Source organism: Nonomuraea sp. NPDC049269 (assembly GCF_043197155.1).
Taxonomy (GTDB): Bacteria; Actinomycetota; Actinomycetes; order Streptosporangiales; family Streptosporangiaceae; genus Nonomuraea.
The window spans coordinates 200,299-221,095 of the sequence record NZ_JBICSO010000004.1 but is presented as its reverse complement, the minus strand read 5'-3'; the positions used below and the strand labels follow the sequence as shown (position 1 = coordinate 221,095).

General features: G+C 71.1%; 18 protein-coding genes. 10 read left to right on the top strand and 8 right to left on the bottom strand.

The genetic code is table 11. The features are described 5' to 3' along the window. Positions 1 to 16 precede the first annotated feature (16 nt). Complete coding sequence (locus ACGFNP_RS23580; RefSeq protein ID WP_393321989.1) at positions 17 to 784, bottom strand: hypothetical protein; 768 nt, start codon at positions 782 to 784, stop codon at positions 17 to 19. A 338-nt stretch (positions 785 to 1,122) separates the two neighbouring features. Between ACGFNP_RS23580 and ACGFNP_RS23575 the strand changes: the two genes are divergently transcribed. The 5 genes from ACGFNP_RS23575 to ACGFNP_RS23555 all read left to right on the top strand — a co-directional run bounded on the left by ACGFNP_RS23575 (position 1,123) and on the right by ACGFNP_RS23555 (position 7,910). Beyond that, entirely contained in the window at positions 1,123 to 2,274 is a 1,152-nt protein-coding gene (locus ACGFNP_RS23575) for a hypothetical protein (RefSeq protein ID WP_393321986.1), read from the top strand. Between the two features lie 103 nt (positions 2,275 to 2,377). Further along, positions 2,378 to 3,370, top strand: coding sequence for a LacI family DNA-binding transcriptional regulator (locus ACGFNP_RS23570; protein ID WP_358314435.1), 993 nt, complete (start codon positions 2,378 to 2,380; stop codon positions 3,368 to 3,370). 68 nt (positions 3,371 to 3,438) lie between these two features. Continuing rightward, a complete protein-coding gene (locus ACGFNP_RS23565) occupies positions 3,439 to 4,215 on the top strand; it encodes a sugar phosphate isomerase/epimerase family protein (protein ID WP_393321983.1) in 777 nt (258 codons plus the stop codon). A 3-nt stretch (positions 4,216 to 4,218) separates the two neighbouring features. Beyond that, positions 4,219 to 5,148, top strand: coding sequence for an alkaline phosphatase family protein (locus ACGFNP_RS23560; protein WP_393321980.1), 930 nt, complete (start codon positions 4,219 to 4,221; stop codon positions 5,146 to 5,148). Positions 5,149 to 5,234: 86 nt separating this feature from the next. Then, complete coding sequence (locus tag ACGFNP_RS23555) at positions 5,235 to 7,910, top strand: PEP/pyruvate-binding domain-containing protein (protein ID WP_393321977.1); 2,676 nt, start codon at positions 5,235 to 5,237, stop codon at positions 7,908 to 7,910. A gap of 33 nt (positions 7,911 to 7,943) precedes the next feature. Here the strand turns inward: ACGFNP_RS23555 and ACGFNP_RS23550 are convergent, their stop codons facing one another. From ACGFNP_RS23550 to ACGFNP_RS23530, 5 genes are all read right to left on the bottom strand, one after another. Continuing rightward, positions 7,944 to 8,795 carry a sugar phosphate isomerase/epimerase family protein gene (locus tag ACGFNP_RS23550; RefSeq protein ID WP_393321974.1) on the bottom strand — a complete coding sequence of 284 codons (852 nt, stop codon included), beginning with the start codon at positions 8,793 to 8,795 and terminating at the stop codon, positions 7,944 to 7,946. Beyond that, the gene (locus tag ACGFNP_RS23545; protein ID WP_393321971.1) at positions 8,792 to 9,952 is read right to left on the bottom strand and encodes a dihydrodipicolinate synthase family protein; all 1,161 of its coding nucleotides are present in this window, start codon (positions 9,950 to 9,952) and stop codon (positions 8,792 to 8,794) included. Before ACGFNP_RS23545 ends, ACGFNP_RS23550 begins: the two co-directional genes overlap by 4 nt. Continuing rightward, positions 9,949 to 11,094 carry a Gfo/Idh/MocA family protein gene (locus ACGFNP_RS23540; protein WP_393321968.1) on the bottom strand — a complete coding sequence of 382 codons (1,146 nt, stop codon included), beginning with the start codon at positions 11,092 to 11,094 and terminating at the stop codon, positions 9,949 to 9,951. Before ACGFNP_RS23540 ends, ACGFNP_RS23545 begins: the two co-directional genes overlap by 4 nt. 72 nt (positions 11,095 to 11,166) lie before the next feature. Beyond that, positions 11,167 to 12,393, bottom strand: coding sequence for a ribonuclease D (locus tag ACGFNP_RS23535; RefSeq protein ID WP_358314419.1), 1,227 nt, complete (start codon positions 12,391 to 12,393; stop codon positions 11,167 to 11,169). Between the two features lie 45 nt (positions 12,394 to 12,438). Next, on the bottom strand, positions 12,439 to 13,035 hold the full coding sequence (locus ACGFNP_RS23530) for a DUF3000 domain-containing protein (protein ID WP_219530972.1): 597 nt from the start codon (positions 13,033 to 13,035) through the stop codon (positions 12,439 to 12,441). Between the two features lie 652 nt (positions 13,036 to 13,687). Here ACGFNP_RS23530 and hemE point away from each other — a divergent pair. After that, positions 13,688 to 14,638 (top strand): uroporphyrinogen decarboxylase, encoded by a 951-nt coding sequence (gene hemE, locus ACGFNP_RS23525; RefSeq protein ID WP_358315678.1) that lies wholly within the window; start codon positions 13,688 to 13,690, stop codon positions 14,636 to 14,638. On the opposite strand, the gene ACGFNP_RS23520 is transcribed toward hemE, so the two are convergent. After that, the gene (locus ACGFNP_RS23520) at positions 14,626 to 15,576 is read right to left on the bottom strand and encodes a DUF4349 domain-containing protein (RefSeq protein ID WP_393321962.1); all 951 of its coding nucleotides are present in this window, start codon (positions 15,574 to 15,576) and stop codon (positions 14,626 to 14,628) included. The two genes, hemE and ACGFNP_RS23520, sit on opposite strands and share 13 nt — an antisense overlap. A gap of 134 nt (positions 15,577 to 15,710) precedes the next feature. Here ACGFNP_RS23520 and hemG point away from each other — a divergent pair, with 134 nt between their 5' ends. The 4 genes from hemG to ACGFNP_RS23500 all read left to right on the top strand — a co-directional run bounded on the left by hemG (position 15,711) and on the right by ACGFNP_RS23500 (position 20,067). After that, on the top strand, positions 15,711 to 17,114 hold the full coding sequence (gene hemG, locus ACGFNP_RS23515) for a protoporphyrinogen oxidase (RefSeq protein ID WP_393321959.1): 1,404 nt from the start codon (positions 15,711 to 15,713) through the stop codon (positions 17,112 to 17,114). 4 nt (positions 17,115 to 17,118) lie between these two features. Beyond that, positions 17,119 to 17,820, top strand: a complete 702-nt coding sequence (gene hemQ / locus ACGFNP_RS23510) for a hydrogen peroxide-dependent heme synthase (RefSeq protein ID WP_358314388.1) — start codon at positions 17,119 to 17,121, stop codon at positions 17,818 to 17,820. Between the two features lie 359 nt (positions 17,821 to 18,179). Beyond that, the gene (locus tag ACGFNP_RS23505; protein WP_358314385.1) at positions 18,180 to 18,917 is read left to right on the top strand and encodes a hypothetical protein; all 738 of its coding nucleotides are present in this window, start codon (positions 18,180 to 18,182) and stop codon (positions 18,915 to 18,917) included. 325 nt (positions 18,918 to 19,242) lie between these two features. Further along, the gene (locus ACGFNP_RS23500; protein ID WP_393321955.1) at positions 19,243 to 20,067 is read left to right on the top strand and encodes a patatin-like phospholipase family protein; all 825 of its coding nucleotides are present in this window, start codon (positions 19,243 to 19,245) and stop codon (positions 20,065 to 20,067) included. A 235-nt stretch (positions 20,068 to 20,302) separates the two neighbouring features. Here ACGFNP_RS23500 and msrB read toward each other — a convergent pair whose 3' ends face one another. After that, positions 20,303 to 20,704, bottom strand: a complete 402-nt coding sequence (gene msrB / locus ACGFNP_RS23495) for a peptide-methionine (R)-S-oxide reductase MsrB (RefSeq protein ID WP_358314379.1) — start codon at positions 20,702 to 20,704, stop codon at positions 20,303 to 20,305. Positions 20,705 to 20,797 lie beyond the last annotated feature (93 nt).

The following is a 20,797-nucleotide window of genomic DNA, read 5'->3' as shown; positions in this document are numbered from 1 at the left end:
AGTTACCGCGCCTATGCTACTCGCCAGTAACCACGCCGCAGACGAGGACGGCCGCCAGCAGCACGTACAGCGTCACGGTCGCCGGCTCCCACAGATGAGCCCGCGCCCCGACCAGAGCCATAACCGCCCCCACCTGGAGCCCAGCCCCCACACGGAGCGCCGCGCTCGCATCGAGGGTCGTGCCTGTGCGAAGCGTCCGGCCTTTTCGCCGACGCGTGAGCCGGTCGGGGTCCCACGGATCGTCAGGTGATCCACCCGGCCGGTTGGCACGCGTCGGCTGCCCCCATGCCTCACGTGCCCACCAGGCGACGAAGCACACGCCCGCCGCCGAACCCGCCAGCGCCAGCGCCTCGGTGGCCTGGCCCAAGGCGTGGGCGAGGTCGTACAGGCCCGACTCGCGGAACGGGCGCGGCGCCGTACAGCCGAGCAGCAGCGTCACCGCCCATCCGCAGCCGACGCCGAGCCTGCTGAGCGCCCGTAGCGGCGTGCCGGGCGGGCTCGCGTACAGCTCGTGCTCGCGTCTGCGCACGGCCCGCGTCCGCGCGCCCCAGACGGCCTGGGTGACCGCCAGCGCGGGCAGCGCGAGGAGAAAGAGCGTGAGCGCCAGTACGGCCAGCGGCAGGGTCTCCTCGCCCGCCGGGGCCCGTTCGGCGAGCGATTGGGAGAAGGCGATCAGCGCGAGCGAGCACGAGAGCGTGACGATCGCGGTCCGGCGCGCGGCGCGGGCCCGAGCGCGTAATCCGGTCATCGCCAGGGCGCCGGGAGGGGGTGGAACCTCGGTCATACTGGTCATGATGTCGTCACGCCGCGTAACGGCGCCCCGGATTCCGGTCTTTTGGCTGGAGCCCTAGATGAGACCGTAATTCCCGTCCTGACCGAGATCAGCGCCGTCATATGCGGCATTTGTTGGCTTTGGGTCGGCCGTGTGTCGTTACGGTGCGTATGGGGATGGACCAGGTGCGTGGCCAGGTGCAGGCAACCATTGGACATACCCTGAGGGGGGTTTCTGAAACAGTTGTGACACCAGGTTATTTGTGAGCATCTTGTGAAATTTCCGGACAAGTGGTGGTGGAGTCTGTTAGGAAAGGTCGCGGTCCAGATTCGTATTAGAGAGGTTCCATCGTGGCGCGCGACGAGAACGACAGGCCATATGAGGATGGGCAGGGAAGGTCGCTGAACCCGGATTTGACCGGCGACGTTCTGTCCCCGCGGTGGAGCACGGATGACACCGACGAGCAGCCGGCCATTGTGGTCTCGGGCAACGAGACCTACATCCTCCCGCCGGACAGGGGCGCGCCCGAGCTGTACACCCCGCAGGCCGAGGGACAGCACCGCGTTGAGAGCGTCGAGGGTGACGGCCCGCTTTACACCGGCGACTCGCCCAGTGGCGCCCTCTATGGGGATTCGCTCTACTCGGGCGGTGACCAGCTCTACACGGGCGACGCGCCCAGTGGCTCGCTTTACACCGGTGACGCCGCCAGTGGGCCGCTCTATTCCGGTGACGCGCCCAGCGGTCCCCTTTACGGCGGCGACGCGCCCAGTGGTCCGCTTTACACCGGCGACGACAGGGAAGGCGCCCCGCTCTACACCGGCGACCAGCCGAGCGACGCCTACCTTCCGCTCGACAAGAGCTACGAGTCCCCGTACGACGATGACGAGCCCGAGGCGCCCAAGCGTGGCTTCCTCGGCTCCGGCTGGACCGACAGCTCCCAGGGCGGTGGCGGCCACCAGGCCGAGGGCGACAAGGAGGTGCGCCGCCGTACCAAGGTGCTGCTCATGGCGGCCGTCGCGGTCGTCGTGCTCGGCGCGGGGGCCGGCTGGATGCTGACCGGCACGTCGTCCGACGACCCGTGCGCGGGCGCGAAGTGCGCCAGCGCCGAGCAGGTGAAGAAGCCCGCCACCTCTCCCGCGGAGATCGAGGACACCGAGGAGCCGGTCGCCGATCCCACGGACACCGACACGGCGGAGCCGACCACGTCGCGGACCGCCGCCCCGTCGCCGACCGCCGCCAAGGTACGCGCCACCCGTACCCCCACGCCCCGGGCCACCCGCACGCGCATCGGCCAGCCGACCGCCAAGCCGAGCAGCCGGGCCACCAGGGCGCCGCAGGAGACCATCAAGGACACGGACGCCGACACCGCGACCGAGACCGAGCAGCCGACGGCCAAGCAGCCGACCAGTCAGCCGACGCAGGCGGTTCAGACGCAGGCCCCGGTGCCGGCCCCGACGCAGACCAGCAAGGGCCTGTTCGACATCCTCTTCCCCTGGTCCTGATGCTTTTCGGCGGCGGCTTCCTGTCGCGCTGGGCCCGAGGCGTGTAAGGATGCGGACCCAGGTGTCGATCTGGCACACTGGAAACCGCTTTCCTGGAGGTCTCGTGGTCACGCTGGAAGACGTCGCCAAGCAGGCGGGCGTCTCGCTCGCGACCGCCTCGCGGGTGCTCAACGGCAGCACCCGCCAGGTGGGCGCCGACCTGCGAGCCCGAGTCGAGCGGGCCGCGTACGAGCTCGGCTACCGCGCCAACATCGCGGCGCAGACGTTGGCCCGCGGGGCGAGCAACGTCATCGGCATCGTGGTGCACGACCTGACCGACCCCTACTTCGCCGCGCTGGCCGACGGCGCGATGCGGGCCGCGGCCGGCGAGAACCTGCTGGTCATGGTGGGCACCACGCACCGCGACCCCGACCAGGAGATCGCCTACGTCGCGACGCTGAACGCCCAGCGCGTGCGCGCCGTGCTGCTGGTCGGCTCCCGGGTCGCCGATCCCGGCGTGACCGAACGGCTCCGCGGCGAGCTGGACCGCTACCGGACCAGCGGCGGCCGGGTCGCCTGCGTGGGCCAGGACCTGCTCGGCGTCGACACGGTCGCGCCCGCCAACTACGAGGGCGCCGCCGCGCTGGCCCGTTCGCTGGCCGAACTCGGCCACACCCGCTTCGCCATCCTGGCCGGGCCGCCGCACCTGATGACCGCCCGCGACCGGTGCGCCGGATTCGCCTCGGCACTGGCCGAACTCGGCCTGCCGGAGCCGCGCGTCATCCAGGGCCCCTTCGACCGCGACGGCGGCTACCGGGCGGCTCAGGAGACAGGTGACGCGACCTGCGTGTTCGCCGTCAACGACGTGATGGCCGTGGGGGCGCTCGCCGCGTACCGGGAGCGGGGGGTCCGGGTGCCGGACGACGTGTCGGTGGCCGGCTTCGACGACATCGCGACGCTGCGGGACCAGGTGCCCGCGCTGACCACGGTACGGCTGCCGCTGCAGGACATGGGCGCCCGCGCCCTTGAGCTGGCGCTGGCGTCGGGGGAGGAGCCGACGGTGGAGCAGGTGGCGGGCGAGGTGGTGTTGCGGGAGAGCGTACGGGCGTTGGGGTGAGCGCGGGGCAAGGGGCGCTTCCGAAGGGGAGGTGCCGCACAGGCGGTACGGTCGCTCGGGAGGGCGCGATGAAACTGGCGGTCAGCACGCTCGGGATGCCGGGAGACGGGCTCGACAGGGCGATCGAGGTGGCGACCGGGCAGGGTTGCCAGGGCCTGGAGCTTCGGTTGCACCCCGACACCGGCGTACACCGGGGCCTGTCGGCGGCCGAGCGGTCGTCGGTGCGGGAACGGGTCGAGGCAGCCGGTCTGGAAATATCCGCGCTCGCCGGATATGTCGGCGTATGCGAACCAGGTCCCGACGAGCCGCTCGTCGAGGCGCTCATCGCGGACCTGACGCTCGCCGCCGACCTCGGCGCCCCGGGCGTCCGGGTGTTCCCGCGCGGCGACGACCCCACGATCGGCGCGCGCAGGCTCAAAGCCGTCTCCGGTACGGCCGCCGAACTCGGCCTGCGGGTCCTCGTCGAAACCCACGACCGCATGGCCACCGGCGCGGCCGTCGCCCGGCTGCTCGGCGAAGCGGCCTGCCCCGAGACGACCGGAGCACTCTGGGACCTGCTCCACCCTTGGCGTCACGGCGAGTCCCCGGCCGACACCCTGGCCCTGCTCGGCCCGTACCTCGCCTACGTCCAGGTCAAGGACGCGGTCTCCGCCCAGGACACCACACCGGTGCCGATGTGGACCGGCACGGTACCGCTGGACGAGTCCGGCGAACTGCTGCGCGCGTGGGGCTACTCCGGCTGGGTGTCGCTCGAGTGGGAGCGCACCTGGTATCCCCAGGTCGCCCCGGTGGAGGAGATACTGCCTGGGGCCGCCGAATGGGTGCGGCGTTTCCGAAGGGAGTAGCCATTGAAGGACAAGGTGCTGGTCGTCGGCATGGACGGTCTCCGCTTCGACCGCCTGCTCGCGGTGGGGCCACCGGAGTTGACCGGACTGATGTCCAGAGGCGCGTACGGAACGAGCCTCCTCCCGTACGGCGAGGCCACCGCCCCGCGCACCGAATCCCCCGGCGAGATCGTCCCCGAGACCACCAGCGAGCCCGCCGAGCCCGACCAGCGGAGTGCCGTCCGTGTCATCAGGTCTCGGACCGACTCCGGGCCCGGGTGGTCGTCGATCGCGACGGGGGTGTGGCCCGACAAACACGGCGTCGTCGACAACGCGTTCACCCGCCAGCAGTTCGCGAAATATCCGGACTTCTTGACTCGCGCCAAGACGGCCCGCCCCGACCTGGACACCGCGGCGTTCTTCTCCTGGGCGTCGCTGGCGGAGCACAGCGCGTTCGGCCCGGCCATCGACACCCGCTTCGTCCTCGACGGCTACACGATCGACTGGCCGATCGCCGACAAGCAGGTCGCCGAGGCCGCCGAGCGGCACCTGGCGAGCGCGGGCGCCGACCTCACGTTCGTGTACCTGGGCGAGACCGACGAGGTGGCCCACGACCTCGGCCCGCACTGCCCCGAATACACCAAGGCGCTACATACCCAGGACTCCTACCTGGGCCGCCTCCTCGACGCGATCCGGGGGAGGTGGACGTTCTCCGACGAGCGCTGGACCGTGCTGGTCACCACCGACCACGGTCACATCGACGACGGCGGCCACGGCGGCACCTCCGTCGAGGAGCGCACGGTCTTCGTCATCACCGCCACTCTCGGCGAGGACCTGGGCGGCGCCGACCTCGGCGGCCCGAGGCTGGTGGACGTCGGCCCGACCGCGCTCGCCCGGCTCGGCATCGAGCCCGACCCCGCCTGGGGCCTCGACGGCGCGCCCCTGGAAGTGTGAGCGACGCCACTGTTCACCAAGTGTTGAATTCTTTGCCGCGAAGCGTGAGACTCGTAACCAGACGCTGAACGGTGGGGGTACACCCAATGAAGACGGCACTGGACTTTTCCGAGATCGACGGCGGCATGCTGGCCGAAGTCGGTGGCAAGGCGGCCAACCTCGGTGAGCTGACCCGGGCCGGGCTCCCGGTCCCGCCCGGCTGGGTGCTCACCACGGAGGCCTACCACGAGGTGGCACAGGCGGCGGGCCTGGACGACGTCATCGCGACCGGCGGCCCGGGTCTCGCGGAGGCCGCCAGGACCCGGCTGCTGGAGGCCCCGATCCCCGAGGCCATCGCGGAGTCGATCCGCGAGGCCTACACCACGCTGGGCAAGGCCGTACAAACACCAAAGGCGGTGCCGGTCGCGGTGCGGTCGTCGGCCACGGCGGAGGATCTGCCGTTCGCCAGCTTCGCCGGGCAGCAGGACACCTACCTCAACGTCGTCGGCGCCGACGCCGTGCTCGACGCCGTACGTCGCTGCTGGGCCTCGCTCTGGACCGACCGCGCGGTCGCCTACCGCGACTCCAACGGCATCGACCACGCCTCCGTACGGCTGGCGGTGGTCGTCCAGGTCATGGTCGACTCGCGTACGGCGGGCGTGATGTTCACCGCGAACCCGCTCACCGGACGCAGGCACGAGGCCGTCATCGACGCGAACCCCGGCCTGGGCGAGGCCGTGGTGTCCGGCGCCGTCAACCCCGACCGGTTCGTGGTCGACGCGGCGAGCGGCGAGATCCTCGACCGGCACGCGGGCGACAAGCGGCTGGCGATCCGAGCCCTGCCCGGCGGCGGCACGGAACGCGTCGAGTCCGCCCACGACGGCCTCTGCCTGACGGATGATCAAGTACGCGATCTGGCCGCGCTCGGCGCGCGCGTCGAGGACCACTACGGCGCGCCGCAGGACACCGAGTGGGCCATCGACGCCGACGGCACGCTCTGGCTCACGCAGGCGAGGCCGATCACCACGCTCTACCCGCTGCCCGAGACCACCAGGGAGGGCCTGCGGGCGTACTTCTCCATCAATGTCGCCCAGGGCGTCATGGGCCCGCTCACCCCGATGGGCCTGTCCGCGTTCCGGTTGATCAGCGCGGGTGCCGCCGGGGTGTTCGGCTACGGTCCGGCCGAGGCGCGCGATGGGGCCGCGTTCATGTTCGAGGCGGGTCAGCGCACCTGGCTGGACCTGACCACGGCCCTGCGCAGCCGTATGGGGCGGGCGATCCTGCCGCGCGCGCTGACGATGGGCGAGGCCAGGGCCGCGGCGGTGCTGACGGACCTGTTCGAGGAACCACGGTTCTCGGTGATCCACACCTCCCGCCGCCCGTTCTTCCGCGCGGTGGCGCACTTCGCCCGCCGCGTGCACGCCCCGACGCGCGTCCTACAGGCGTTGATCAGGCCCGATCGGGCGCTCGCCTACACCAGGCGACTCGGCGAGGACCTGGACCGGCGGCTGCGCGTGCCCGGCTCCGCCACGCCCGTCCAGCGCCTCGACCACGCGGAGCGGATGCTCAGCGGCACGTTCCCGGTGATCGTCTCGCTCATGCCGATCGCGATCACCGGCTACGGCCTGTTCGGGCTGGCCTCGAAGCTCTCCGGCCGGTCCATGAGCGACATGCAGGACGTGCTCCGCAGCGTCCCCAACAACCCGACCACCGAGATGGACCTCGAACTCTGGGCGCTGGCGACGCGGATCGAGCCGGAACCGTTCAGGAACGAAACGGTGAGCGAGCTCGTACGCCGCTTCCGGGCCGGCGAACTGCCCCCGAAGGCCCAGCAGGGAATCACCGCTTTTCTGGATAAGTACGGGCATCGCGGTGTCGCCGAGATCGATCTGGGCGTTCCGCGCTGGTCCGAGGAGCCGGCGCACATCCTCGGCGTCCTGGCCAACTACCTGCGCATGGAGGACGGCGGCGACCTCGCGCCCGACAAGCTGTTCGCGAGGGGAGCGGCCGAGGCCGAGGCGGCCGTCGCGCGGATCGTGGCGACGGCCCGCGGCAAGGGCGCGTTCCGGGGCGCCGTCGCCGGGTTCGGGCTGCGGCGCACCAGGTTGTTCGCGGGGGTGCGCGAGATGCCGAAGTTCTACCTGGTCAAGACCCTGGCCGCGGTACGGCGGAGCCTGCTCGTCGTCGGCGAGCACCTGGTGACCACCGGCGTGCTGGAGACGGCGGACGACGTGTTCTTCCTGCGGATCGAGGAGGCGCGGTCGGCGCTGGGCGGAGGCGATCTGCGGGAGCTGGTGATCGAGCGGCGGGCGGCCTACGAGCAGGAGTCGCGCCGCAGGCACGTACCGAGGATCGTGCTGTCGGACGGCACCGAGCCCGAGGCGTTGTCGACCGTCGCCGCGGAGGGCGCGCTGATCGGCAGCGCCGCCTCCGCGGGCACGGTCACCGGCCGCGCCAGGGTGGTGCTCGACCCGATCGGTGCGCACCTGGAGCCGGGCGAGATCCTGGTCTGCCCGTCGACCGACCCCGGCTGGACGCCGCTGTTCCTCACCGCGGGTGGGCTGGTGATGGAGATGGGCGGCGCCATGTCGCACGGCGCGGTGGTGGCCCGCGAGTACGGCATCCCGGCGGTGGTCGGCGTCCCGGACGCCACCCACCGCATCGTCACCGGCCAGGAGATCACGGTGAACGGAGCCGCGGGCACGGTGACGATCACCGAGCCCGAGCCGGGCGTCGAGAACGAGGACGCGGCGGAGAACGCACCGGCCACCAGCCCGGCCTGACCCCCAGCGGCCAGGCCGGCCACACTCGGGGCGTTACGGGGTGGCGGTCACCACCTGGGCGTAGCGGCGCTTCATGGTGGCCACCACCTCGTCCGGGTCGGCGGCCCAGACGTCGGCGTTGAAGATCTCCACCTCGACGTCCCCCGTGTAGCCGGCCTCGGCCACGGCACGGGTGATCGGCGGGAAGTCGATCACCCCGTCGCCCATCATCCCCCGCCCCAGCAGCACGTCCGCCGGAAGGGGCTGCAGGAAGTCGCACACCTGGTACGACGCGATCCGCCGGCCGGCCCTGGCGATCTCCTCGAACACCCGAGGGTCCCACCACACGTGGAAGGTGTCGACCACCACCCCCACCTGCTCCTCCGGGTAGGGCAGGCACAGGTCGACCGCCTGCGCCAGCGTCGACAGGACGGCCCTGTCGGCGCAGTACATCGGATGCAGCGGCTCCAGCGCCAGCTTGACGCCCCGCTCACCGGCGTACGGGGCCAGCACCTCCAGCGCCTCGGCCACCTGCCCGCGGGCCCCGGCCAGATCCCGCGAGACCCCGGCGTCCGGCAGCGGTTCGCCCGGCTTCACGCCCGGGAGGCCGCCGACGACCATGACCAGGCAGGCCGCCCCCAGCTCCGCGGCCTCATCGATGGCCCGCCGGTTGTCGTCCAGCGCGCGGCCCGCGCCGTCACCCGGGGCCGTGAGGAAGCCGCCACGGCACAGCGACGACACGCGCAGCCCGGCCTCGCGAACCAGCTTGACGCTCTCGGCCAGGCCCTGCTCGGCCACCTCCTCGCGCCACAGCCCCACCGCCTCCAGGCCATGCCGTACGCAGCCCTCGACGGCCTCCGCCACCGACCACCGCTTGGTCGTCCGCTGGTTCAGGGAGAGGCTCACAGCCCGTTCACCTCCAGCAACGCCTTCATCCTCCGTACGGCCAGCTCCTGGTCGGCCAGCAGCCCGGCCTGGTCGGCGAGCCGGAACACCTCCGACAGGTGGACCAGCGAGCGGGCCGACTGGGCGCCGTTCACCATGGCGAACGCGTCCTGGTGGCCGTTCAGCCAGGCCAGGAAGACGATGCCGGTCTTGTAGTTGTACGTCGGCGACTCGAAGATCTTCCGGGACAGCGGCACGGTCGGGGCCAAGATTTCATCGTAGAGTGCGAAATTTCGGGCGGCCTCCGCGCCGGTGCCCCGCTCGGCCGCGTCCAGTGCCCGCAACGCCGCGGCCGCCGCCGGAGCGATGGCGTCGAAGATGCCCAGCAACGCGTGCGAGCCCGACTTGATCAACGACGGGTAGTTGAAGTCGTCCCCGGTATAGAGCCTGACCCCCGTGGGCAACGCGGCCCGCAGCCCCACCTCGTGCTCCTCGTCGAGCAGCGACACCTTCACCCCGTCCACCATCGAGGCGTGGGCGTGGATCAGCTCCAGGAACGACTCCGTGGCCGCGCCCACATCCGGCGAGCCCCAGTAACCGGCCAGCTGCGGATCGAACATCTCGCCCAGCCAGTGCAGGATCACCGGCCGGTCGGCCTGCCCGAGCAGCTCCCCGTACACCTGGTGGTAGTCCTTGGGCCCGCTCGCCACCCGCGCGAGCTGCCGCGAGGCCATGATGATCACTCCGGCGCCCGCCGCCTGCACGGTCTCCAGCTGCTCCGCGTACGCGGCGGTGATCGCGCGCAGGTCGGCCGCGCCGGGGGCGTGGTCGGTGCCCGCGCCGCAGGCCACCAGCGCGGCGGGGTCGCCGAACGAGCGGGCCTCGGCGGCGCTGCGCCGGATGAGCTCCTTCGTGGCGGCCCAGTCCAGGCCCATGTTGCGCTGGGCGGTGTCCATGGCGTCGGCCACGCGCAGGCCGTGCGACCAGAGGTGCCTGCGGAACCGGAGCGTGGCGTCCCAGTCGACCGCGGCGGGGGAGCCGGGCGTGTTGTCGCCGAGCGGGTCGGCCACCACGTGCGCGGCCGCGTACACGACCCGGCCGGTCGCCTGCTGCTCGACGACGGGCCAGGTCACGGGCTCACGCAGGGTGTAGGCGCCGCCGGGCAGGTTGATGTTCACAGGTGGGGCACCTCGATCCGGCGGCCCTCGGCGGACGAGCGCAGGCCCAGCTCGGCGAGCTGCACGCCGCGCGCGCCCGAGGCGAAGTCGTTCGGGAACGGCGCGTCCTCGAGCACGTGGCGGATGAACTGCTCCCACTGGATCTTGAAGCCGTTGTCGAAGTCGGCGTTGTCCGGCACTTCCTGCCAGCCCTCGCGGAAGCGGGCCGTGGCGGGCAGGTCGGGGTTCCAGACCGGCTTGGGGGTGGCGGCGCGGTGCTGGAAGCGGCAGTTGCGCAGGCCCGCGACCGCGCTGCCGTGCGTGCCGTCCACCTGGAACTCCACCAGCTCGTCGCGGTTGACGCGGACGGTCCAGGAGGAGTTGATCTGGGCGATCACGCCGCCCGCCAGCTCGAAGATGCCGTACGCGGCGTCGTCGGCGGTGGCCGCGTAGGCCCTGCCCTGCTCGTCGACCCGCTGGGGAACGTGCGTCACGGCCTTGGCGTAGACGGACTCGACACGGCCGAACAGGTTCTCCATCACGTAGTGCCAGTGCGGGAACATGTCGAGCACGATGCCGCCACCGTCCTCGGCGCGGTAGTTCCACGACGGCCGCTGGGCCTCCTGCCAGTCGCCCTCGAACACCCAGTAGCCGAACTCACCCCGCACCGAGAGGATCTGGCCGAAGAAGCCGCCGTCGATGAGCCGCTTCAGCTTGAGCATGCCCGGCAGGAACAGCTTGTCCTGCACCACGCCGTTCTTGACACCCTTGGCCTCGGCCGCCTCCGCCAGCGCGACCGCCTCCTGGACGGACTCGGCCGTGGGCTTCTCGGCGTAGATGTGCTTGCCGGCCTCGATGGCCTTGAGCACCGCCTTCACCCTGGCGCCCGTGACCTGGGCGTCGAAGTAGATGAGATTGTCGTCGTCGGCCAGGGCCGAGTCGAGGTCAGTGGTGTAGCGGGAAATGTGGTGATCGGCAGCGATCTTGGAAAGCTTGTCCGCGCTCCTGCCCACCAGGACCGGCCTGAGCTTGACCCGGCTGCCGTCGGAGAGGACTACCCCGCCCTGCTCGTTGATGGCCAGAACCGAACGGACCAGGTGCTGGCGGTAGCCCATCCGGCCGGTGACGCCGTTCATCACGACGCCGATGGTGCGCACGCTCATGAGGATCCTTTCACGGAAAGCGCTTTCCCGAACGGTAAGGCCGCCCCCGTGGGGGCGTCAAGGGGGCCGTACCTAGAGCTCGCCCTTGGTCTCCAGGCGGGCCAGGGCCTTGGCGAGCGGATGGGCGGTGAGGGAGAGCTGCCATTCGCGGGCGCCGAGCCCGCGCAGCCGGGTGGTCACGGCGTCGTCGGTGATCTCTTCCGGCGGCTCCCAGGTGAGCCTGCGCACCGCGTCGGGCTGCAGCAGGTTCTCCGTGGGCATGCGATGCTCGTCGGCGAGCGCGGCCACGACGGCGCGGGCGGCGGCGAGTCGTTTGGCCGCCGCCGGATCGCGGTCGGCCCAGCGGTTGGCCGGGGGCGGCCCGTCGCCGGGCGTGCTCGGCTGTGGCAGCTGGGATTCGGGCAGCCCGCGCGCCCTGCTCACCGCGGCCAGCCAGTCGGTCATGTGCCTGCGCGCGCTGCGTCCGGTGAACGCCGAGATCTCGGTGAGCGCCTTCTTGGTGCGCGGCACCTCCAGCGCGGCCGTGACGATCGCCGAGTCGGGCAGCACCCGGCCGGGCGCCAGGTCGCTCTCGCGGGCGATGCGGTCGCGCATGGTCCACAGCTCACGCACGATCGCCAGCGCCCGCATGTTGCGTACCTTGTGGATGCCCGACGTACGCCGCCACGGATCGGAGCGGGGGACCGGCGGCGGGGTGTTGAGCACGGCGGCGAACTCCTCGCGCGCCCACTCGAGCTTGCCGCTCTCCACCAGTTCGCCGTGGAGCACGTCGCGGAGCTCGACCAGCACCTCGACGTCGAGCGCGGCGTAGCGCAGCCAGTCTTCCGGCAGTGGCCTGGTCGACCAGTCGGCCGCCGAGTGGCCCTTCTCCAGCCGCAGCCCCAGCACGGTCTCGACCATCGTGCCGAGCCCCACCCGCTCGTAGCCGAGCAACCGGCCCGCCAGCTCGGTGTCGAACATGTCACGCGGCCTGAACCCGACCTCCAGCAGGCACGCCAGATCCTGCGAGGCGGCGTGCAGCACGATCTCCGCGCCCGACACGGCCTCGTCCAGCTCCGACAGGTCGGGGCAGGCGATCGGGTCGATAAGCGCGCTGCCCGCGCCCGCCCGGCGCAGCTGCACCAGGTAAGCGCGGTTGCCGTAGCGGTAGCCGGAGGCCCGCTCGGCGTCGACCGCCACGGGACCGGTGCCGGCCCCGAAGGCCTCGACGACGCGCGCCAAAGACGCGGCATCCTCGACGACCGGCGGGATGCCTTCACGCGGCTCCAGCAGCGGGACGACGGTTCGTTCTTCTGTCATGAGTTCACCGACCTCATGACCCTTGTGCGGTATTGACTGGTGCCCTCACTTCGTACGGTCACTCTCCGGATCTTCACGTCGGCGTGGCATGGCGGCCACGTCGGGAGGGAGCGGCGGGATCCCGGCCGCCAGGCACATGAGATCGCACCAGGCGGCCACATGGCCGGAGAGATCCTCATGCGCGGGCGACCAGGACGCCCTCAGCTCTAGCTCGGTGGTGACCGGATCTTCGGCCTTGTTGCCGAACCCCTCGGACACGGCTCTAGTCACGGTACCGCCAGCGGCGGAGTAGTCGGCCTGATGGGCTTCGAGCGCCTCGGTGAGCCAGCTCCACGCGACGGGGCCGAGCAGGGGGTCGGAGGTGATCTCCGGCTCCATGTCGGCCCTGACGTAGGCGACCAGCCGGAACGGGCCCTCCCAGCCGCGCTGGCCGTCGGGGTCGAAGAGCAGGATCAGCCTGCCTACCGCGAGCTCGTCGTCCTCGCGGTAGACCGAGGCGCCGATCGCGGCCGCGAAGGGGGCCAGCCGCTGGGGCGCGGGCAGGTCTTCGAGCTCGATCTCCGGCCGGACCTCGGCCTGACGCAGGCTTTCGACCGCGCGCCTGAAGGAGGCGGGGGCCGGTGGCTGCTCACCGAGGGTCATAGCCGAAGCGTAGGTCGAAGACGGGCGGAAGGGGACCACGGGGGTGCTCATAGTTCGCGATCAAACCGATGCCATAGCTAGCTGACGGACCGGCAGAGTGATCCCGCCGAGGATGATCGCGTGACCGCAGTCGAGGCAGGCCCACTCCGGACAGTCGCCCGGCTCGTGCCCGTCGAGACACGGAGGCTGCTCGAACAGCCGCTCGCCGGCGCAGAGAGCGCAGTGCTCACTGCGGTGTCCTGGGGAACCCCACAACGCGGTCATCGCACCGGAGCCTTTCTTCGGGTCGTCGCTCCGACGTTGGCACGGCACGCTGACAATTCGCCGCAACGCGCTCGGCGTGTCCCGAAAGTGGATGCTGAATCGATGCCGCGCGGTGGCTTGGCCAACTTTTGGTCCAGACGAGACCGGCTTTCTGGTCGCCCATGGGGTGCCGACGACCCGTGTGCGCCGCCGATGCCGAGCCGACCGGTAAACATCCATCTGGCTATCTGATCATGATTTGGACCAATCAATGCATACTTTTCCGACACCTCGCACCGGTTGCCGGACCAGCGCGAGGTCATGGCACCCTTGGAGGGTGAATCTCGCCGACTCAGCGTTCCTGCGCGCCTGCCGCCGCCAGCCCACTCCGCACACCCCGGTCTGGTACATGCGGATGGCAGGGCGCTCGCTACCCGAATACCTGAAGGTCCGCGAGGGCGTGCCGATGCTCACCGCGTGCGCGACGCCCGACATGATCGTCGAGATCACCCTGCAACCCGTCCGCCGCTACGGCGTCGACGCGGCCATCTTCTTCAGCGACATCGTCGTGCCGCTCAAGGCCATCGGCGTCGACCTCGACCTCAAGCCGGGAGTCGGCCCGGTCGTGGCCGACCCGATCCGCGACGCCGCCGGGATCGAGGCACTGCGCCCGCTGGAGCCCGGCGACGTGCCCTACGTGAGCGAGGCGATCAAGGCGCTGACCGGCGAGCTGGGCGCCACTCCGCTGATCGGCTTCGCGGGCGCGCCGTTCACGCTCGGCGCGTACCTCATCGAGGGCGGCCCATCCAAGAACCATGACCGCACCAAGGCCATGATGTACGGCGACCCGAAGCTGTGGCACGCGCTGATGGACCGGCTCAGCGACATCGTCCTGGAGCACCTGCGCATCCAGATCCGGGCCGGGGCGTCGGCCGTCCAGCTGTTCGACTCTTGGGTGGGCGCGGTGGCCCCCGACGACTACCGCGAGTTCGTGCTGCCCCACACGCGCCGGATCTTCGACGGGCTGGCCGACCTCGACGTGCCGCGCATCCACTTCGGCGTGGGCACCGGCGAGCTGCTGAGCCTGTTCGGCGAGGCCGGGGCCGACGTGGTGGGGGTCGACTGGCGGGTGCCGCTCGACGAGGCCGCCCGCCGGGTGGGGCCGGGCAAGGCGCTGCAGGGCAACCTCGACCCCGCCCTCCTCCTGGCCCCGTGGGAGGTCGTCGAGCGCAAGGCCCGCGAGGTGCTGCGCCGTGGCGAGGCGGCCGAGGGCCACGTCTTCAACCTCGGTCACGGCGTGCTGCCCTCGACCGACCCCGACCAGCTCAAGCGGCTGACCGACCTGGTTCACGAGGCCTGAGTCTCCGCCGGGGTCGGTGCCGGGCGAGCCGGGCGGCGGCGCCGTACGAGGAAGACCGCCAGGGCGGTCAGGGGTAGGACCACGATCAGCCACGGCAGCAGCACGCCGACGACCGTCAGCGCTACCTTCACGAACCCCACCAGCGCCGCCCAGCCCGACTTCAGGCCGCCGAGGAAGCCGGCCGGCTCCTCCGACGGCTCCTCCACGACCGCGACGGGGCCGACCAGGCGGAGCGTGAGCGTGGCCATGCCGACCTGGGTGGCGAGCTCCTTCTGCTGGGACTGCAGTGACTCCAGGTCGGCCTCGCGGTCGGAGATCTCCCGCTCGACCTGTAGGACCTGGCCGATCGTGTCGGCCTTCTTCAGCAGCGTGCGCAGCGATTCGAGGGCCTGCTGCGCTGACTTCAACCGGCTGTTGACGTCGGCCACCTGCAGCGTGACGTCCTGGGTGCCCTGCTGGACCGACAACTGCTTGCCGAGGTTCTTGCCGAGCGTGGTGAGCACCTCGCCGTAGCGGGCGGGCGGGATCTTGAACTCCAGCATGGCGCTGGCCTCGCTGCCCTCGGCGGAGTTCGACTCCTCCTTCGACAGGTAGCCGCCGGCCGCGGTGACGATCTGCTTGGCCTGGAGCGCCGCCCCCGTGACCTCCTTGGCCCGTACGGTCATGCTCGCGGTGTAGATGACCTGGCGGTCCTGCTGGGTGACTTTGACGTTCGAGGCGATGTTCTCGGCGGATTTGGCGGCCGGCTGCTTTTGCGGGGTGGACGCGCTGTCCTGGGCGGCCGTCGAGTCCCTGCTCTGGCCGGACGCCGCGTCGGGTGCCGACGCCGGGGCGATGGCCTCGCCGGATTGGAGGGACGCCTCGCCACCACCGCAGCCGGACAGGACCAGGACCGCGCAGGCGGCCGATAACGCTACGCCGTACCGGAATCTCTCCATGTACATAAGACGGGCGGCGGCTCGGGCGGGTTTGACGGCGGGCGTCACGGTCCGGTCACACGCGTGCTCGCCCCCGAAAGCCAGGTCGAGCCCGCTTCACGGAGTGAGGCCATAAGCAGGTAGCGTCTGGAATCGTGGCAGGGAAACAGGCGCACGTGGTCGTCATCGGGGGCGGGATCTCCGGGCTGGCCGCCGCGTGGTACCTCAAGCAGGGCGCGGGCGAGCGCGTGAAGGTGACCGTGCTGGAAGGCAGCCCGCGCATCGGCGGCAAGCTGCTCGTCTCCGAGGTCGCGGGCGTCGACGTCGACGCCGGCGCGGAGGCCATGCTGGCCAGGCGGCCCGAGGGCAAGGAGCTGGCCAAGGCCGTCGGGCTCGGCGACGACCTGGTGGACCCCGGCGTCACCCGCGCCGCCATCTACACCCGGGGCGCGCTGCGGCCGATGCCCAAGGGGCAGGTCATGGGAGTGCCCGCCGACCTCATGGAGCTGGCGAAGTCCGGCATCGTGTCGCCCGGCGGGCTGGCGCGCGTGCCGCTCGACCAGATCCTGCCTCCCACCCTGGTACGCACCGACGTCTCCGTGGCCTCCTACATCCGGGCCAGGATGGGCGGCGAGGTGCTCGACCGGCTGGTCGAGCCGCTGCTCGGCGGTGTCTACGCGGGCCGGGCCGACCGGCTGTCGCTGGAGGCCACGATGCCGGGGATCGCCGCCGCCGCGCGCGCCGAGCGTTCGCTGCTCACGGTGACCAGGCAGATCGTGGAGGAGACGCCCCGGGACGCGGGTCCCGTCTTCACCTCGCTCAGAACCGGGCTCGGCAGCCTGCCGGAAGCGGTCGCCAAGGCGTCGGGCGCCGACGTCAGGACCGGCGTCACCGTACGCGAACTGCACCGCACCGAACACGGCTGGCAGCTCGTGACCGGGCCCGTTCCGAGGCCCGAGATCATCGACGCGGACGCGGTGATCGTCGCCACGCCGGGCGCCCCCGCCGCCAGGCTGCTGCGGGCCGAGGTGCCCAAGGCGGCGAGCGAGCTGGACCGGATCGACTACGCCAGCATGGCCATCGTCACCCTGGCCTATCCCGTCGACGCCTTCCCCTCACCGCCGACGGGCAGCGGCTACCTCGTCCCGCCGGTCGAGGGGCGGCCGGTCAAGGCGGTCACGTTCAGCTCGGTCAAGTGGCCGCACCTGGCGGGCGACCTGGTGCTGGTGCGCTGCTCCATCGGCCGGATCGGCGAGGAACAGGTGCTCCAGCGCGACGACCCCGAACTCGTCTCGCTGGCCACGGCCGAGATGGGCGGCGTGATGGGCGTACGCGGGCTGCCGGTCGACACCCGGGTGTCGCGCTGGGGCGGGGCGCTGCCGCAGTACAACGTCGGCCACCTCGACCGGGTGGCCCGCATCCGCGCGGCGGTCGCCATGCAACCCGGGCTGGCGGTGTGCGGGGCGGCCTACGACGGGCTCGGCATCCCCGCGTGCGTCTCCACCGCGCGTACGGCCGCGGCCCGGATTCTGGACCACCTCTCGCCGGAAGGACAATGAACTCATGACTGAAGGCGCACCGCGGCCGAAGGCCCGCGATCTGAACCAGGTGATCCGTTACACGATGTGGTCCGTCTTCAAGGCGACCGACGCGTGTCCCGACAACCGCGAGAGCATGACCGGCGAGGTGGTCGACCTGCTGGAGGAGGCGGCGCTGAAGGACGTCGTCACCCGCGGTCTCTACGACGTGGCGGGGTTCCGGGCCGACGCCGACTACATGTTCTGGTGGCACGCGCCGACGGCCGAGGACCTGCAGGACGTTTACTCCCGCTTCCGCCGCACCGCGCTCGGCCGCCACAGCGCGCCGGTCTGGTCGGCGATGGCGCTGCACCGGCCGGCCGAGTTCAACAAGTCGCACATCCCGGCCTTCCTGGCCGAGGAGGAGCCGCGGGCCTATGTGAGCGTCTACCCGTTCGTCCGTTCGCTGGAGTGGTACCTGCTCGACGACACCGAGCGGCGGGCGATGCTGGCCGAGCATGGTCACATGGCGCGTGACTATCCGGACGTACGGGCCAACACGGTGTCGTGCTTCGCGCTGAACGACTACGAGTGGATGCTGGCGTTCGAGGCCGACGAGCTGCACCGGATCGTCGACCTGATGCGTCATCTGCGGGGGGCCAAGGCGCGCGAGCACACGCGCATCGAGGTGCCCTTCTACACGGGTGTGCGCAAGCCCGTCCAGGAGCTCGTCGCGGCGCTGCCGTAGCCACTCTCGTCACTGGCGCCCCAAGTTGGGGATCCAACTGAATTGATCTACCGCCTCTTGTCACAATCATGGGACTTCCCTTGCCTGTGCGGTGCTGAGCGAGGGTGTCACGTTCCAAGGGGGCGGGCGGAGTGCGGCGGTCGGAAGGGCACGGCTCTGGGCGACACGCGGCGGAACGATCCAGCACGCCTCCGCCGGGCCGTCGCACGCTCTTCGAACCTCCCGGGCGGAGTGCGGCGGGTCGTCGCACGCTCTTCGAACCCCCCGAGCGGCGTGCGGCGGTCTCCGCGTACGAGCCGTCGCCGAGGTCTCGGCGGGCTGGGCGGCGGCGCCGTCCCCAGGCCCGGCGTCCATGGGCCGTGGGGCTGTTCGCGGGGGCGGTGGTGCTGGCGGGCACGGCCCTGTGGCTGCTCGGCACGGACGGCACGCCGGCGCCCCGATCGGAGGCGAGCCGGAGCGTCTTGGAAGACGTGCGCCCGTCCGGAGGTACGAATTCCGGCACCGACAGCGGTTCGGCCGGGGACGGCGGTTCGGGAGAGCCGGACCTCGCTCGGGGCGGCACGACCCGCATCCCGATGAGCGTCGTCCCGACCCCGGCGAGCACCCCTCGCTCCGGAGGCGCTCTACCCTCGGGCGGCTCGAAGAACGGCACCCCGGCCGGCGCCACGCCGGGGTCGGTCACAGGAGGCGAACCCCAGGCTGAAGCGCCCCTGGACGCCGGGGCCGTCGACCCGTCGACGGGAGACGACCCGTCCGACTACAAGGCCGACGGGCCCTCGACGCACACCGACCAGGAAGCGGCCGAGTACTTCCGTACGCACTGGCCCCCGGACGACAAGGCGGCCAAACGCCTCAAGGACATCCGCAGCGTGGGCGGATATCTCCGCATTTATACCGACCTCCCGGAGTCGGCCGGCAACTCCAGCCAGGCCATCACCCTGTGCGAACGCGGCCTGCAGTACCTGAGGGAGATCGGTGAGCCGAACCCGATCGTCTTCGTCCAGGCCAAGTTCGGTGAGAACGGCAACCCGGTCCTGGCCAACATCCTCGGCCCCGCCGACAAGAGCTGCCGCGTCACCCACCCCGAACCCGACTAACCGCGCCCTCCGCACGTACCGCTTCATCCCCGGCACCGCGACCGATCGCTGTTCCCGCTCCCCAGGCGGTCCCGAGCGGTCGCCGTTCCAGCTCTCCGGAAGGTCCCGAGCGGTCGCCGTTCCAGCTCCCCAGAAAGACCCCAGCGCTCCCGCTCCCCAGAAGGACCTCAGCCGAAGTACGGCGGGGAGTGCGGAAACGTGGGCCAGTCGTGATGACATGCGAAATACGGGACCAGCCGCCCGCCCGCACCAGGGAAGACGACCGGCTCCCGGCTGGTTGGATCTGTGTGATCGACATTTCTGACAGCGGGCGAGGGGGCCTTTCGTGAGCGAGATCAAGCGAGCACTGGTGATGGGCGGCGGCGGGGTCGTCGGGATCGCGTGGACCACCGGCGTGCTGGCCGCCCTGGCCGCCGGCGGAGTGGACGTGGCCGGCTCCGCCGACAAGATCATCGGCACCTCGGCGGGATCCACCGTCGCCGCGCAGATCACCAGCGGCCTGTCGCTCCCCGACCTCCTCGAACGCCAGACCAACCCCGCCCTCCGGGCCCCCGAGCTCCAGAGCGGCGTGCCCATGGACCAGTTGTGGGCGACCTTCCAGCAGATTTACGAGAGCACAGAGGACCCGGCCGAGCAGCGGCGCAGGATCGGTGCGATGGCTCTGGCCACGGACACCGTCAGCGAAGCCGAACGCCGCAAGGTGATCGAGGCGCGCCTGCCCGCGCACAGCTGGCCCGACCGCGACCTCGTCATCGTGGCCGTGGAGGCGGTCACGGGCGAGCCCGCCCTGTTCAGGCCCGGCTCGGGCGTGGCGCTGGTCGACGCGGTCGCGGCGAGTTGCGCGGTCCCGGGCGTCTGGCCACCGGTGACGATCGACGGCGTGCGCTATGTCGACGGCGGTATCCGCTCAACGATCAACGCCGACCTCGCCTCCGGCTACGACCGGATCCTCATCCTCGCGCCGATGCCCGAACTTCTTCCCGGCTTCGAGGCGGTGGGCGGACAGATCGAGGTGATCGAGCCCGACGAGGCGTCAGTGGCGGCGGCCGGCGCCGACCCGCTCGACCCTGGGGTGCGCGGCGTCAGCGCCGAGGCGGGATACGCCCAGGGCGCCGCGCTCGTCGACCGCGTCGCCGCGCTGTGGACGTGACCAAGACGTTCTCCTGAGCGAGAACGGCTCTCTTCAGGCAGGCAGCCTCGACCGGGCGCTCGTCGGGAGCGCCCGGTCAGCGCACTCGGGTGCGGGTCTTGAAGCACACTTCGCACCGCTGGGTGACGATGCGGCCGATGGCCTCGATCGTGAACCAGCGGTGGCGAAGATGAACAAGGTTCACGGCCGTGTTCTTACCCGCCCCGCACGGTCGATACGCGGTGTCGCCGGTTGTTCACGCACTGGGTTCGAGTCGCAGGGACACGGAGTTGATGCAGTAACGGTCGTCCGTCGGTGTGGCGTACCCCTCGCCGTGGAAGACGTGGCCCAGGTGGGAGTCGCAGCGCGCGCACCGCACCTCGGTCCGCACCATGCCGTGGCTGGAGTCCTCGATCAGCCGGACCGCCGCCGAATCCGACGGCTGGAAGAAGCTCGGCCACCCGCAGTGCGACTCGAACTTCGTGTCCGACCTGAACAGCTCAGCCCCGCATGCCCGGCAGGAGTAGACGCCCTCGGTCTTCGTGTCGACGTACTCGCCGGTGAACGGGCGCTCTGTGCCCGCCTCCCTGAGCACGTGGAACTCATCGGGAGAGAGCTGGATGCGCCACTCGGCATCGCTCTTGACCACCTTTTCCATGCTTCCAGCGTACGAGATACGGCAAAAAGAGATCTCCGTCGGGTGAAGCATCCCTTCTGGGACTAATTCGCGTCTTTGACGACAAGGGGGTGT